The following is a 15,031-nucleotide window of genomic DNA, read 5'->3' on the forward strand; positions in this document are numbered from 1 at the left end:
AAAGTAAGCTATTGCGTTGCTAAGACAGGTGTCAAACACATCTCAATCAAAACTGTCGTCATCTCCTAAAGCGACGAAGGAGCGTAATAGGAGATCTGCTTTTATATTGCACCCAATAAAAAAGGTTGATGCTTTCACATCAACCTTTTGATTTTTTAAACACTCTTATTAGCCAAGCTCAGTATCTTTCGGGCGCAGTTGAAACTCATCAATTGAGCCTATTTCCACACCCGCCGACAGTTTATCTTCTTCCTGATGAGCATTACCGTGAGCGTGCATAATCAAGCGATTGGCCGTGCGTGGCTTCAGTTGGCTAACCACAAAACGCATCATGTCAGAGCGAGTGAGCCCCTTGAGCTCTTCAAGCACACGCTCTCTCTGATTGAATTCCATATCCTTATTGCCAATCGCAACCCATAAGCGTTGAGCACGACCTCGCAATGTCGTATCGGGAGTTGAAATCTGATTCCAGAGACCACGCTTACTGCTGTGCCATTGGTAGTCATTAAGCTCCAATAACACCATATAAAAGGCGTTGAGAAACTCATCTATTGAAGCCAACAAATCGACTGGAGCGGCATTAGGAGACTGCACGTACAACACAATACCTGGGTGTCGGTTTAGCGGCATATTGCCAGTGCCAACCATGTAGCCCAGTTGTTGTTTAGTGCGAATCTCATGGAAGAAAGTGGCCGACATTAAGTGGTTAGCGAGTGAGTACAGCGCGATATTTTGAGGTGAAATATCAGGACATTGGTAATAAACCACGATCGCCGAATCATCTTGATTACAGACGACTTCACGTTGGAAGCTGCCGTTTTCACCCAGCATAATTAACGGTCGCAGTGACTCTTCATAAACTTGATCTTGAACGCGTAGGGCATCCTTTAGCGTTTCAGCCATCTTATGAGCATCAGCTTTTTTCCAGTCGCCATATACAAACATCTCAACATGAAGTTCAGCCAAAATAGATTGAACGAATGAAGATAACTCATCGACTTCAATTGTCTCTAGTGCTTCAATCAATACCGCATAAGGAGGATTGTTAGGCTGTAAGATCCCTGTCATTGCATTAAATAGCTGCGAAATAGGACGATCTTGTGACGCGTTATTCCAGTTTCTTAGCAATTGATGCTTAATTGTTTCGAAGCGTGTTGGACTAAAGTCGCGTGCTTGAAAGCGTTCAAGAATCATATTGAGTAGTTGTGGCTGCTTTTCGCTGAATCCAGACAGAGTCAGCGTGACACCACCTTGATGGGTATACATGTTGTAACCCATACCAGCAATTTCAGCCTGATAGGTATCTTTCTCCAGAGAATCTAAGAACATCTCTACACATAAGCGTGTTTTGACGATGTTCCTAGGGCTAGCGACCGAGTGCGGGCTATCAATAGCGATATACACCACACCTTTCGGTACTCGAAATTGGTGGTCTTGCAGGTGCCACAGCTTAAATCCGTCCAACTCTTCTAAGAGTTGTGGGTGTTTAGCGTCGCCTTCGAGTTCTGCCGGATCTAAGTCATAGCAAATAAAAGGGTTTTTGCTTGGAAGCTCGAACTGCCAACCGGGGTTGATGCACATAAAGCATTGGGTTTGCTCTGAGCTAAAAGGTGTCACAGAGTAGGGCGTAAAGTACCATTTTGCTTCTCTGTCATACTCGAAGCCTTGGGCAACAATTGTTGCGCGCATGTTGTCGACGGTTAAGTAGGGAAGCAAAGAGCGCTGTAATTCGTCATCGAAATGCGACATTTTGTAATCGCCATACACTACGTCTTGTTCTTGGTAGTGCTGCATGTTGATCACCAAATGGCTAACGACATCAAGTGGTCTTGCTGGTTCTTGGAAACGGAAAGCGGACTCCAAAACGGCACGCTTTTCTAGGTAACGCCACTCTTCAATACCTTGTTGTTCAATCAACTTGATGTACTGGAATACCGCTTGGATGATGTTATCGGTTTTGGTTAAACCTTCGATGGTCAATGAACAACTGACTGTGAAATCACGATAGTTGCTGCCACTTGCGCCGCCACCTGCTGAGAGAGAAGTAATCCAACCTTTCTCTTTCAACTGCATCATCAAACTGCCTTCGCCTTCGTAACCTAAAAGGTGTGCGAAGAACGACAGAGGCTTAACGCCATAGTGCTCGTCCATGCTTGGCATCGGGAAGGTCAAGATGAGTTTACGCACTTCTTTAATTGGCTCAACGTGCACTTGAACGCCTGTGCTCAACTCGCCAACAATCGATACCTCAACCTTTTTGCCTTGTAGGTTGTGATTGGTAATCGAGCTAAAACGATCCTCAACCCAGCCTTGCATTTCATCTAAGGATTGATTGCCAGACAGCGTCAGTGTCATTAGGTCTGCAGAATATTGTTGCTGGTGGAATGATAGGATCTCTTGTCGAATCGTCTCGCCATTTCTGTCGCCCAACGTATCGATATTACCGACAGAAAACTTCGAGAATGGGTGATTGTGGTTCACCAGTTCTTTGGTAACTTGGTACAAGCGTCGCGAATCGTCGTTGAGTTTCATCTTATATTCTGAATCAACGGCTTGGCGTTCTTTATCTAATGCTTCTTCGTTGAACAGGGGAGCCGTGAAAAATTGGCTGAAGCGATCGAGTGCGGTTTCAAACGCATTCAATTCAACATCAAAAAAGAAGCAGGTGTGCTCTGTTCCCGTCCAAGCATTGTTGCTACCGCCATGTTGGCTGATAAAACTTTGGAACTCTCCGACCTTTGGATACTTTTCAGTTCCCAAAAATAGCATATGCTCTAAGTAGTGAGCTAAACCCTCTCGGTCTGTAGGGTCATCAAAGTGCCCCACATTAACGGCTAATGCGGCTGCTGCTTTTTGAGCATTTTGGTCCTGAACTAACAGTACGCGTAACCCGTTATTTAAGGTTATGTAACGGTATTGATGTTCATCATTTGGGCTTAAGTGCACAGGAGCATCTCCAGAGAAGGTGGTTTTTAAATTATGTACCCGATGATTCGGCGTGCAAACCTTGTAATCATATTTTGGGATATGAAGTGCTTTTTGGCGATTTCTAAATCACTTTTATCGATTTTTATCAGTAATTTATTTTCTTTTAACAAGATTGTTAAGAAAGTCGAACTCTTTGGCAAGTGACTTGATATAATTATTTATATTGACTGCGGTTTCTCTGGATTGAGAGCCAAACCTAAGTAGCGTTTCGCTGATATATGGGATATATCGACTTTCGATATGTTACGAAGACAGGATTGAACATGAAAATATTCATTATGCGCCACGGTGAAGCAGAACATTTTGCGGATTCGGATGCAGAACGAGCGTTGACCAAGCGCGGGAAAATGGCTTCTCTTGCAGTGGCACAAGCTGTAAATGAGCAGGGGATTAGTCAATTCGATAAAGTGCTGGTGAGCCCATATTTAAGGGCACAAGAAACGTGGTTAGAGATCTCTCAGGCGTTTTCTGGAACGAAAGTAGAAACCTGTGATGATATTACGCCTTATGGAATGTCCGACGATGTGTTTGATTTGACCTTGGCAATGGCTGAAGTAGAAAAACTAGAGACCATCTTATTTGTTTCTCATTTACCTCTAGTGGGCTACCTAACAGCAGAATTTGCAACTGGTATGGCTCCGCCGATGTTTCCAACGTCAGGCCTAGCATGCATCGACTTTAACCTTGAAACACAAAAAGGTGAGTTACTTTGGAACATCAATCCATAGTGAAGGTGAAGACAACCTTTTAATTGGAAGACTAAAGTGAAAAGGGCATCTCAATGATTTGAGATGCCCTTTTTGTTTTTGGTGATGGAGCGATTCGCAAACCAGCATTACTTCTCAGGAATCGAAAGTAGTACCAGCAACGCACCATTACCGCCAAATTCTAATGGCGCTTGGTGAAAAGCCATCACGTCTGGGTGCTGTGCTAACCACAAAGGCACCTTCTGCTTAAGGATGTGTTTGCCAATGCCGTGTTGAACGCAGGCACACGCCACGCTCTCTTTTACGCAGTGCGCAATCATTGCTCCAAGCTCACGTTTAGCTTCTTGCTGAGTCATACCATGCATATCGAGATACACGTCTGGTACGTAGACACCACGACGCAGGCGCTTCACCTCGTATTTAGAGACATCATCACGCGCATAACGTGTTGGGCCGTCTTCGCTAAGGTGCGGAATGAACTCATCCGAGAAATAAAACTCGCTATCACTCGCTTGTCTTGCCGTTCGAGTAATTTCTTTTTGCTTGGCATTTCTTTTTGGCTGCTGGACTATGGTATCCTGTTGCAACTTTTTAACGCCCTTTACTGCATCGTTGAATAGGGCGAAATCGTCATCGAAGTCGGTGTCTTTTTTGCTCATCAGGTTATGAATTCTAATTAGAAACGTAATTAGCAGTATTGTAGCGCTTTTCGGAGACAATTTTGGATAAGATTTTTGTAGAAGAAGCGGTATCAGAACTACACACGCTTCAAGATGTGATTCGTTGGACTGTTAGCCGCTTTAACGCAGCTGGCCTATTTTATGGTCACGGCACTGATAACGCGTGGGATGAGGCAGTACAACTTATCTTACCTACTCTTTATCTGCCGATTGATGTTCCTTCGCATGTAATGAACTCTCGTCTAACGAGCAGCGAACGTCTGCGTATTGTTGAGCGTGTGATCAAGCGTATTAATGATCGTACACCAACGGCTTACCTGACGAACAAAGCTTGGTTCTGTGGCCTTGAGTTCTTCGTTGATGAGCGCGTTCTTGTGCCTCGTTCTCCAATTGGTGAGCTGATCGAAGCTCAATTCCAACCTTGGTTAACTGAAGAGCCAGTTCGCATCATGGATATGTGTACGGGCAGTGGTTGTATTGCTATCGCTTGCGCGCACGCATTCCCAGATGCTGAAGTAGACGCGATTGATATCTCTACTGACGCACTTCAAGTTGCTGAGCAGAACGTTCAAGATCACGGCATGGAGCAACAAGTGTTCCCAATCCGTTCAGATCTTTTCCGTGATCTGCCGAAAGAGAAATACAACCTGATCGTATCTAACCCGCCTTACGTGGACGAAGAAGATATGAACAGCCTGCCAGATGAATTTACTCATGAGCCAGAACTTGGCCTAGCAGCAGGTACTGACGGTCTGAAATTGGTTCGCCGTATCCTAGCTAACGCACCAGACTACCTAACTGATGACGGTATTCTGATCTGTGAAGTAGGTAACTCGATGGTTCATATGATGGATCAGTACCCTGAGATTCCATTCACTTGGATTGAATTCTCGAATGGTGGTCATGGTGTATTCATGATCACTCGCGAGCAGCTAGTAGCTTGCGCTGACGAGTTCTCTATCTACAAAGACTAGGTGATGACGGCTAGTTTTTAGCTTAGTACTTGGTAAGACGTTCTATTTGATACGTTTTAATTTAAACGCCATGCAGCAATGCATGGCGTTTTTTATTGCCTTAGTTTTAGGGTTAAGGCATCAATACAGAATAAATAATGTTCAATATTTAGTTGCCTAATATGAATAGCTATTACATATTGGTGGTTGATGTTTAGCCGTTTTAGTGAGTTAAGGAGAATTCGCGATGAGCTTTGATACATGGATTTATTATTTGTTGGCAGTACTGATTTTAACGGCATCGCCGGGCCCAAGTTCTTTATTGTGCATGACCAAAGGTGTGCAATCGGGTTTTAAATTATCAATATTTACTGCACTGGGCAGCCTAACGGCGATCACCGGAATCTTAACGTTATCGTTCACCGGTTTAGGGGTGATCATTGCTTCATCAGAAGTGGTGTTTAATGTCATAAAATGGACTGGCGCTGCGTATCTTATCTATCTTGGCTGGAAGTCTTTACGTTCTAATCAGCAAGACTACGACAATCTATCCAGTCAACAAACTGATTCTAAGCTTGTTAAAGAAAGCGCGGTGCAACACTACTTAAGTGGTTTTATTGTTGGCGCGAGTAACCCGAAAGCGATTCTATTTTTTACCGCACTTTTCCCTCAGTTTATCGACCCGTCACTCGCTCTGCTTCCCCAGTTTACGGTGTTTGCTTTAACCTTTGCTGTGATGGAGTTGTCTTGGCTATTGGTTTACGCGTATTTAGGTGCGAAGTCGTCAAATTGGCTGTTTGCGAAAGGCAGAGCTAAGGTTTTCAATCGTGTTACAGGTGGCGTGTTTATTGGTGCTGGCGCGCTGCTTTCGACGACAAGCCGAGCATAAGTTTTTGATTTATCAGAGGGCTGAATAGTTACAGAAAATTCTTAATGCTGTCATAAAAGGTTAATATTAATGTGCTTGCCGCTTTTGGTGAAAAGCCGATATATTGTAGTTACACCATCACGTTCTCAAGGAGAGACATATGCAGCATCAAGAAATGATTCAACACAGTAACTTTGGCGTTATCAGCCGCACTTGGATTTTCTCTACCCTTTCTCTAGTGGGTATTCTTGCTCTAATGTAGTCAGCTTAATGGCTCTATATTTTCAGTTTTTATTATGAAATCACTTGTTAAAAAGTCTTCAAAGTCAGAACTCTTTATCTCATAAACGTGGCTTTTCTCATCAGGCTAGCCACTTAACCTTTTCTTCGCTGTACCTTTCTCTTAGTAACCATTTCCTTAAAATAATCGTTTTGGTCGATTACCCCATTTCTTCAAATAGTCTCATTGTTAACCTGATCTGAAGTTGTTATCAAACTGTGATAATCTTAAGTTATCTATTACCTACAGTGTATCTCTCATGTCTGTCTGGGATTCAATTTCATTTAACAATCGATTTACGACGTTACCTCGACTGTTCTATACCCCAATTCAACCTACCCCTTTAAATAATGTCCAATGGCTTGCATGGAACCAAAACCTTGCGAGTGAACTTGGCTTTCCGTCATTTGAGGACGCCTCTGAGGAGTTGCTTGAAACTTTATCGGGCAACGTTGAACCAGAGCAATTTTTACCTGTAGCAATGAAATATGCAGGCCATCAATTTGGTTCTTATAACCCCGATTTAGGTGATGGCAGAGGTTTGCTATTAGCACAGGTTGTCGCTAAAAGTGGTGAAACGTTCGATTTACACCTAAAAGGTGCAGGTAAAACACCGTATTCTCGCATGGGGGATGGGCGCGCCGTGATTCGTTCGACGGTTCGTGAGTATTTATGTAGTGAAGCGATGGCTGGGCTTAATATCCCAACCACACGTGCGCTGGCTATGATGACCAGTGACACGCCAGTTTATCGAGAGAAGCAAGAGTGGGGCGCACTGTTGGTGCGTGCTGCTGAATCACACATTCGTTTCGGTCACTTTGAACATCTGTTTTATACCAATCAGTTGGCCGAGCATAAATTGTTGGCTGATAAAGTCATCGAGTGGCACTTCCCTGAATGCCTTGATGAAGACAAGCCCTACGCTGCTATGTTTAATCAGATTGTTGACCGTACCGCGGAAATGATTGCGTTGTGGCAAGCAAATGGCTTTGCTCATGGGGTGATGAATACCGATAACATGTCGATTATTGGACAGACGTTTGACTATGGGCCGTTCGCATTCCTAGATGAGTATGACCCGAGATTTATCTGCAATCACTCCGACTATCAAGGTCGTTATGCCTTTAATCAACAACCTAGAATTGGATTGTGGAACCTGTCAGCTCTGGCTCACTCTCTGTCTCCGCTGGTGGAGAAAACTGATTTAGAAGCTGCGTTAGAACAATACGAGCCACAAATGAACGGTTATTTCAGCCAGTTGATGCGCCGTAAGTTAGGGCTACTTTCTAAACATGAAGGTGACAGCCGCTTGTTTGAATCTATGTTCGAGTTGATGTCGCAAAACAAAGTCGATTATCCAAGGTTCTTTAGAACGCTGTCGAACCTAGACACTTTGCCTGCGCAGGAAGTCATTGATTTAGTTATCGATCGCGAGGCCGCAAAGCTATGGCTGGATAACTATTTGCAACGTTGTGAACTTGAAGATAGCTCAGTAGTAGAGCGCTGCGAAAAGATGAGACAGGTAAACCCTAAATACATCCTCAGAAACTACCTCGCACAGCTGGCGATAGATAAAGCCGAGCGTGGTGATAGCAGTGATATTGACGCATTAATGGTGGTGTTGGCCGATCCTTATGCGGAACACCCTGACTACGAACATCTTGCCGCGTTACCACCAGAGTGGGGTAAAGCGATGGAGATCAGCTGCTCGTCGTAAATCGATTCGCTTAATCAAACGAGTGGATAGAGGTCACTTAGTTGTGATCTCTGTCTGTTTGTTCTTCTAATTTTACAAACATATCAATAATCAAACGCTCAACCTGCCTATAGACTATGTGAATAAGTTGTAAATTTAATAGGTTTGGGCGATGCCAACAAATACTCGAATTCTCGTGGTGGATGATGATCAAGAAATCCGCGAACTGCTGGAAGAGTACCTCACGAAATCGGGTTTCGATGTCTCCTCTGTTGGAGATGGTGTTGAACTCGAAACTTACCTGCAAAGCCAAGGTTACCCTGACCTGATTCTTCTTGATGTGATGCTACCCGGTGACGACGGTTTTACCTTGTGTCAGCGCGTCCGCAAACAATCGAATGTGCCTATCATCATGCTGACTGCGGTATCGGATGAAACCGACCAGATCATCGGCTTAGAAATTGGTGCTGATGACTACATCGCCAAGCCGTTTAGCCCTCGCCAATTAATGGCGCGTATCAAAGCTCTGCTACGCCGCGTTCAAGTCGTCGATGACAAACCCAACGATGCATTGCCTAAGCAGATCATCTTTGGTGATTGGACGCTCGATACGTTAGCGCATCGAATTTCCCATAATGAAAGCTCAGAAGAGATGGACTTGTCGGGCAGTGATTTCTCATTGTTAATGTTGTTCCTTACTCGTCCTAATGAAGTGTTAGACCGAGATACCATCTCTTTCGCCACTAGAGGCCGTGAAGCGCTGCCTTTTGAGCGTGGCATTGATGTGCAGCTTAGTCGCTTGAGAAGCCGATTGGGCGACAGTGGTAAATATCCTCACTACATCAAAACCATGCGCGGTAACGGCTACATTCTGGCTGTGCCTGTTCAGTATGAACATTGATTAAGAAGAACTGCTTATGAGGTGGTTGAGAAGTTTAAAGCCAAACTCCTTGGTTGCTCGAACCTTGTTATTGACCTTGCTAGCAGTGGTCATTGCTCAGGGTATCGCAACCTCTATTTGGTACAGCGAATCCAAACACAAAGAACTGGAAGGCATTCGTTCGGCTTCATCGAGCATGGCGAACATGTTTGCTTCAACGGTGACTTTCTTCCAGTCTCTGCCCGTCAAATATCGCCATATCGTGTTAGACCAAATTCGAAATATGGGTGGGACGCGTTTTTTCGTCTCTTTCAATAAAGAGGCGCTGATTGTTGAGCCCATTCCCGATACTCGTTTAAAAACTGCCTCGATAGAAGCAATAGAAAGCGTGCTGAGCAACAAGCTCAATAAGGTGGAATCGGTGCGCGTTGACTTCTCTCGCCCAGAGCACCTTCGATTACTTAAAAACGACATCTACTTGAGCGATCTCCCTCGATCGTGGGCACATCACACATTAACCTTAGAGCCTCTCAATCCTCCCATTCTGGTTGTGCAGATTGAATTAGCCAGTCATGAATGGGTCTACATTGCCGCGCTGTTGCCTGCACCTTACGTAAAACTGGATGACACTATTCTTGGTCGTGAACAGGTGATCTTCTTGCTATCTTCGACGCTGATTCTGCTGGTGTTGACGTACTTAATGATTCGTCGCCAAGTGCGCCCGCTCAAAAAACTAGCAAGAGCGGCCAATGAAATGAGTATGGATATCCAGCAGCCGCCACTTAACGAAGAGGGAGCAACTGAACTGGTCACAGCGACTCGGGCTTTTAATCGAATGCAGCAACGTATTCGTCGTTATGTGGCCGACCGAGAACACCTTTTTTCTGCTATCTCTCATGACTTGAAGACGCCAATTACCCGTTTAAGGCTTCGAGCTGAGCTATTGGAAAATGAGGTCAAGAAAGACAAGTTCAACAAGGATCTTGATGAGCTTGAGATGATGGTGAAGGGCGCATTACAAGCGGTAAGAGATACTGACCTTCATGAAAACAACGCCATTATCGATCTCAACGAGATGATGCTTTCTGTAATTGAACTGCACAACCAACATCAAACCTTGGTTGAGTTTGAACCCATAGTGGTTGAACCGTTAGTTGCCAAACCACTAGCGATTAAACGTGTGCTCACCAACCTTATCGATAACGCGGTGAAATACGGCACATCAGCTGAGGTCGATATCAGCAGTGATTCGGTGTGGGTTATCGTGACGATTCAAGACCACGGCAAGGGTATTCCTGAAGATAAACTTGAACTAGTGTTTGAACCTTACTTCAGGCTTGCGACCGACGACCAAGGACACGGTTTAGGGCTCGGGATCTGCCGAAATATCCTGCACGGACACGGCGGAGATCTCATTATTCGTAACTCCCCTCAAGGCGGCCTAGAAGCCAAAGTCTATATACCAAGAGGCCTAGAAGTGTAATGTAACAATTGTGTTACATTGGGCTTACCTTTTGTTTCAATCCTAAAAATCAAAATAAGTAGACTCTTTATTGAACCGGACGTCGAGTCCGCTAAACATGGAAGATAATAATGAAAATCAATAAAACCCTACTTACTCTATCTCTTCTTACTGCCTCAACATTTTCTCAAGCTGGTGAAGTGGAAGTGCTTCACTGGTGGACTGCCGGTGGCGAAGCGAAATCTGCTGCGGTACTGAAAGAGATGATTGAAGAACAAGGCCATACATGGAAAGACTTTGCAGTGGCTGGTGGCGGCGGTGAAAGTGCGATGACCGTTTTGAAAACGCGAGCAGTATCAGGCAACCCACCGTCTGCAGCGCAGATCAAAGGTCATGATATTCAAGAGTGGGGTGGTTTAGGTTTTCTAACGTCTCTCGATGCAACCGCGAAACAAGAACAGTGGGATGAACTACTGCCAGAAGTTGTCACTAAAGTGATGAAGTGGGATGGCGAATATGTGGCAGTTCCTGTCAACGTTCACCGTGTTAACTGGCTTTGGGCTAACCCTGTTGTTTTAGAAAAATCAGGTGTGACGGTTCCAACCACATTAGACGAATTCTTTGTGGCGGCAGACAAGATCAAAGCGGCTGGTTTTATTCCTCTGGCTCACGGTGGTCAACCTTGGCAAGACGCGACAGTCTTCGAAGCGGTAGCACTTGATGTACTAGGCAGTGAAGACTATAACAAAGCGTTCGTTGATCTTGATATGGACGTGTTATCTGGCGACAAAATGGTGGAAGTGTTCACCAAATTTAAAAAGATGCGCGACTACATCGACAGCAACTCGCCAGGTCGTGATTGGAACGTCGCAACCTCTATGGTTATCAATGGCGAAGCCGCGATGCAAATCATGGGTGACTGGGCGAAAGGTGAGTTTACTGCAGCAGGCAAAGTGCCGGGTAAAGACTACATCTGTGCACCAGCTCCGGGTACTGACGGCCAATTTACCTTCAACATCGATAGCTTTGCGTTCTTTGAGTTAAGTGACAAAGAGAACCAAAAAGCGCAGCAAGATCTAGCGAAAACCATTCTTACCAAAGATTTCCAAGAAGTCTTCAACCTGAACAAAGGTTCTATCCCTGTACGTCTCGATATGGATATGTCTAAGTTCGACCAATGTGCGTTGGATTCAATGGCAACCTTCAAAGCGAGTGCGGAATCTGGCGATCTAGTTCCGAGTATGGCTCACGGCCTAGCGACGACAAGCTACGCTCAAGGCGCTATCTATGACGTTGTGACTAACTTCTTCAATGAGAAAGATGCCGATCCAAAAGAAGCGGCAGCTAAGTTAGCGAAAGCAGTGAAGGCAGCTATCTAATCTCACTTGGTTTAACACCAAACCCCCAGGGTGGGTAGGCTCGTAGGGAGCCTATCTGCTCTTCATTCCCAATTCTAATATGCGTGATGCTGATGTGGTGCCGAGAGGCAAGCCATCGGCTCGATTGTGCAACAAGGATAAGTTATGGAGCATGTTTTGACTGAGTCGACTCCAAAACCCACAAGGAGCCAGCCTGCGCCCAAGCCTAGCTTTGCTGACAGGTTGCAACATTGGTTACCCAAGATTGTGCTGGCGCCGACCGCGTTAGTGACCGTGGTGTGTATCTACGGCTATATATTCTGGACGGCGGCGCTGTCGTTCACGAATTCTCGATTTTTGCCGAGCTTCAACTTTGTCGGTTTGGCTCAATATGAAAAGCTGATGGACAACGATCGCTGGATAACCTCAATCACCAACCTTGGTGTGTTTGGTTTTCTGTTCATGGCGATTGCTATCTTGTTAGGTGTGGGTTTGGCGGTATTGCTTGACCAAAACATCCGCCAAGAAGGCGCGATTCGTACCATCTATTTATACCCAATGGCCTTGTCATTCATCGTGACGGGTACGGCTTGGAAATGGATTCTGAATCCGGGGCTTGGTATTGAAAAATTGATGCAAGATTGGGGCTTCACCGACTTCAAATTTGATTGGTTAGTCGACTCTGAAATGTCGGTCTACACCTTAGTGATTGCGGCGCTTTGGCAGTCTTCAGGCTTCGTGATGGCGATGTTCTTAGCTGGTCTTCGTGGCATCGATTCTTCGATCATCAAAGCCGCTCAAATTGATGGGGCAAGTTTACCCACCATTTATCTCAAAATTATTCTGCCTTGCTTGCGCCCTGTGGTTTTCAGCGCGGTGATCATCACCTCACACATTGCGATTAAGAGTTTCGACCTTGTGACGGCAATGACAGCGGGCGGCCCAGGTTATTCATCGGATCTTCCTGCGCTATTCATGTACGCACACTCGTTTACACGCGGACAAATCGGCCTTGGTGCTGCCAGTGCCATGATGATGCTTGCGGGTATTTTAGCGATTCTCGTGCCTTACCTTTACTCTGAACTTAGGGAGAAAAAGTCATGATGAACAACATCAATTTTGCTCGAATGTTTATCTATTCAGCACTGCTTTTCTTCTGCTTAGTTTACTTAATGCCACTGTTCGTAATGGTACTGACCTCATTCAAAACCCTGCCAGACATTAAGGCAGGTAACTTGATGAGCTTACCGAAAGAGTGGGTGTTTGATGCTTGGTATAAAGCGTGGGACACCGCGTGTACTGGCGTTAAGTGTGAAGGCATCAAAGGCTACTTTTGGAACTCATTCCAAATGGTGATACCTGCGGTTGCGATTTCAACATTGCTCGGTGCATTCAATGGCTACGTGGTCACTAAGTGGCAGTTCCGAGGATCAAACCTGTTCTTTAGTCTGCTGCTGTTTGGTTGCTTTATCCCATTCCAAGTTGTGCTGCTACCAATGGCTACTATGCTCGGCAAGATGGGTTTAGCAAACACGACGATTGGTTTGGTGATTGTGCATGTTATCTACGGCATGGCGTTTACGACTCTGTTTTTCCGTAACTTCTACATTTCGATTCCTGATGAATTGATTAAAGCGGCAAAACTGGATGGTGCAGGCTTCTTTACCATTTTCTTCAAGATCTTATTACCGATCTCTACACCCATCATCATGGTGACGGTGATCTGGCAGTTCACTGCAATCTGGAACGATTTCTTGTTCGGGGTGGTGTATTCAGGCTCAGAGACTCAACCCATCACTGTGGCATTAAACAACTTAGTCAACACCAGCACGGGCGTTAAAGAATACAACGTCGACATGGCTGCCGCGATCATCGCCGCACTGCCAACGCTGTTGGTGTATGTCTTCGCAGGAAAATATTTTGTTCGTGGCCTAACGGCAGGATCAGTAAAAGGATAATTACCCATGGCAACATTAGATTTAAAACAGATCCGTAAAACCTATCGCAACGCGGACAACGAAACGTTAAAGGGCATCGACATCAGTATCGATTCGGGGGAATTTCTGATACTTGTCGGCCCTTCGGGGTGTGGAAAATCCACCCTAATGAACACCATTGCTGGGCTAGAGAATATTAGCTCGGGTGAGATTGTGATTGATGGTGTTGACGTGGCTCAGGTTGAACCCAAAGATCGCGACATCGCGATGGTATTCCAATCATACGCGCTATACCCAAATATGACGGTACGCGACAATATCGCCTTCGGTTTGAAGATTCGTAAGATGCCACAAGACGAAATCGATGCAGAAGTCAATCGAGTCGCTGAAATGTTACAAATCGAACAGTTACTGGATCGTAAACCGTCACAACTTTCTGGTGGTCAGCGTCAACGTGTCGCGATGGGGCGTGCTCTGGCGCGTCGTCCTAAACTGTATTTGTTCGATGAGCCGCTTTCTAACTTGGATGCCAAGCTGCGTGTGGAAATGCGTCATCAGATTAAACGTCTGCACCAAAAGCTGAATACCACGATCGTTTATGTAACTCATGATCAGATTGAGGCGATGACTTTGGCTGATCGCATCGCAGTAATGAAAGATGGTGAACTGCAGCAACTCGGTACGCCGCAAGAAATCTACACCAAACCAAACAATATGTTTGTCGCGGGCTTTATGGGTTCGCCATCAATGAACTTCATTAAGACGATGGTGGATTTGGATGATGAGCAGAATCCGATCATCAAAGTAACGGGTACAGCTGAACAAGAACACCACATTCGCTTGCCACAAAGCATGCGTGAGCAAGATGGGAAAGAAGTGGTGATTGGCCTGCGCCCTGAACACATCACCGAGCAGGAGAGTGAAGATGTGTCGGCAACGACCAAGCTAGATTTACAGCTGGAAGTATTGGAACCGACAGGGCCAGATACGATTGCGATGGTGAAGGTAAATGACCAAGAAGTGGCGTGTCGTTTATCACCAGAGTTCGAGGTGTCGGTAGGGCAGATGGCACCGCTACATTTCGACCTGTCGAAAGCGGTATTCTTTGATGCTCAGACTGAAGCGAGAATTGATTTCTAGTTTTTGAGTCAGCCGATAAATTAAAGTCTAAGCTTAAGCAAAGGCAGTATCACTAATTACTAATAAGTAACGTGATGCTGTC

The 15,031-nt window shown here is 45.3% G+C and carries 12 protein-coding genes; 10 read left to right on the forward strand and 2 right to left on the reverse strand.

Features of this window, described 5'->3' with window-relative positions; genetic code table 11:
- Positions 1-168 precede the first annotated feature (168 nt).
- Positions 169-2,946 carry an insulinase family protein gene (locus FLM53_RS12370; RefSeq protein WP_176681788.1) on the reverse strand — a complete coding sequence of 926 codons (2,778 nt, stop codon included), beginning with the start codon at positions 2,944-2,946 and terminating at the stop codon, positions 169-171.
- Positions 2,947-3,251: 305 nt separating this feature from the next.
- On the opposite strand from FLM53_RS12370, the gene sixA reads away from it, so the two are divergent.
- Complete coding sequence (sixA, locus tag FLM53_RS12375; RefSeq protein WP_176681787.1) at positions 3,252-3,716, forward strand: phosphohistidine phosphatase SixA; 465 nt, start codon at positions 3,252-3,254, stop codon at positions 3,714-3,716.
- Between the two features lie 107 nt (positions 3,717-3,823).
- Here sixA and smrB read toward each other — a convergent pair whose 3' ends face one another.
- The gene (gene smrB / locus FLM53_RS12380; RefSeq protein ID WP_017633130.1) at positions 3,824-4,354 is read right to left on the reverse strand and encodes an endonuclease SmrB; all 531 of its coding nucleotides are present in this window, start codon (positions 4,352-4,354) and stop codon (positions 3,824-3,826) included.
- A 62-nt stretch (positions 4,355-4,416) separates the two neighbouring features.
- On the opposite strand from smrB, the gene prmB reads away from it, so the two are divergent.
- The 9 genes from prmB to FLM53_RS12425 all read left to right on the forward strand — a co-directional run bounded on the left by prmB (position 4,417) and on the right by FLM53_RS12425 (position 14,949).
- Entirely contained in the window at positions 4,417-5,349 is a 933-nt protein-coding gene (gene prmB, locus FLM53_RS12385) for a 50S ribosomal protein L3 N(5)-glutamine methyltransferase (RefSeq protein WP_017633131.1), read from the forward strand.
- Positions 5,350-5,575: 226 nt separating this feature from the next.
- Positions 5,576-6,217 (forward strand): LysE family translocator, encoded by a 642-nt coding sequence (locus FLM53_RS12390; protein ID WP_176681786.1) that lies wholly within the window; start codon positions 5,576-5,578, stop codon positions 6,215-6,217.
- Between the two features lie 518 nt (positions 6,218-6,735).
- Positions 6,736-8,193 carry a protein adenylyltransferase SelO gene (locus FLM53_RS12395; RefSeq protein ID WP_176681785.1) on the forward strand — a complete coding sequence of 486 codons (1,458 nt, stop codon included), beginning with the start codon at positions 6,736-6,738 and terminating at the stop codon, positions 8,191-8,193.
- Between the two features lie 151 nt (positions 8,194-8,344).
- Positions 8,345-9,073, forward strand: a complete 729-nt coding sequence (locus FLM53_RS12400; RefSeq protein WP_176681784.1) for a response regulator — start codon at positions 8,345-8,347, stop codon at positions 9,071-9,073.
- A gap of 16 nt (positions 9,074-9,089) precedes the next feature.
- Entirely contained in the window at positions 9,090-10,535 is a 1,446-nt protein-coding gene (locus tag FLM53_RS12405) for an ATP-binding protein (RefSeq protein WP_176681783.1), read from the forward strand.
- Positions 10,536-10,645: 110 nt separating this feature from the next.
- Positions 10,646-11,893: an ABC transporter substrate-binding protein gene (locus FLM53_RS12410; RefSeq protein ID WP_176681782.1), complete on the forward strand. Its 1,248-nt coding sequence runs from the start codon at positions 10,646-10,648 to the stop codon at positions 11,891-11,893.
- A gap of 144 nt (positions 11,894-12,037) precedes the next feature.
- Positions 12,038-12,976, forward strand: a complete 939-nt coding sequence (locus FLM53_RS12415) for a carbohydrate ABC transporter permease (RefSeq protein WP_017060634.1) — start codon at positions 12,038-12,040, stop codon at positions 12,974-12,976.
- Positions 12,973-13,830 carry a carbohydrate ABC transporter permease gene (locus FLM53_RS12420; protein ID WP_048661487.1) on the forward strand — a complete coding sequence of 286 codons (858 nt, stop codon included), beginning with the start codon at positions 12,973-12,975 and terminating at the stop codon, positions 13,828-13,830. The genes FLM53_RS12415 and FLM53_RS12420 overlap by 4 nt, the downstream gene beginning before the upstream one ends.
- Before the next feature lie 6 nt (positions 13,831-13,836).
- Positions 13,837-14,949 carry an ABC transporter ATP-binding protein gene (locus tag FLM53_RS12425; RefSeq protein WP_176681781.1) on the forward strand — a complete coding sequence of 371 codons (1,113 nt, stop codon included), beginning with the start codon at positions 13,837-13,839 and terminating at the stop codon, positions 14,947-14,949.
- The last annotated feature ends 82 nt before the right edge of the window (positions 14,950-15,031 follow it).

The organism is Vibrio sp. Scap24, assembly GCF_013394185.1.
Classification (GTDB): Bacteria; Pseudomonadota; Gammaproteobacteria; order Enterobacterales; family Vibrionaceae; genus Vibrio; species Vibrio pomeroyi.

What these genes read in the sequence shown, in the direction of transcription:
- sixA (WP_176681787.1), top strand. Translation starts at nt 3,252, where the DNA reads ATGAAAATATTCATTATGCGCCACGGTGAAGCAGAACATTTTGCGGAT.
- smrB (WP_017633130.1), bottom strand. Translation starts at nt 4,354, where the DNA reads ATGAGCAAAAAAGACACCGACTTCGATGACGATTTCGCCCTATTCAAC.
- FLM53_RS12390 (WP_176681786.1), top strand. Translation starts at nt 5,576, where the DNA reads ATGAGCTTTGATACATGGATTTATTATTTGTTGGCAGTACTGATTTTA.
- FLM53_RS12395 (WP_176681785.1), top strand. Translation starts at nt 6,736, where the DNA reads ATGTCTGTCTGGGATTCAATTTCATTTAACAATCGATTTACGACGTTA.
- FLM53_RS12400 (WP_176681784.1), top strand. Translation starts at nt 8,345, where the DNA reads ATGCCAACAAATACTCGAATTCTCGTGGTGGATGATGATCAAGAAATC.
- FLM53_RS12405 (WP_176681783.1), top strand. Translation starts at nt 9,090, where the DNA reads ATGAGGTGGTTGAGAAGTTTAAAGCCAAACTCCTTGGTTGCTCGAACC.
- FLM53_RS12410 (WP_176681782.1), top strand. Translation starts at nt 10,646, where the DNA reads ATGAAAATCAATAAAACCCTACTTACTCTATCTCTTCTTACTGCCTCA.
- FLM53_RS12415 (WP_017060634.1), top strand. Translation starts at nt 12,038, where the DNA reads ATGGAGCATGTTTTGACTGAGTCGACTCCAAAACCCACAAGGAGCCAG.
- FLM53_RS12420 (WP_048661487.1), top strand. Translation starts at nt 12,973, where the DNA reads ATGATGAACAACATCAATTTTGCTCGAATGTTTATCTATTCAGCACTG.
- FLM53_RS12425 (WP_176681781.1), top strand. Translation starts at nt 13,837, where the DNA reads ATGGCAACATTAGATTTAAAACAGATCCGTAAAACCTATCGCAACGCG.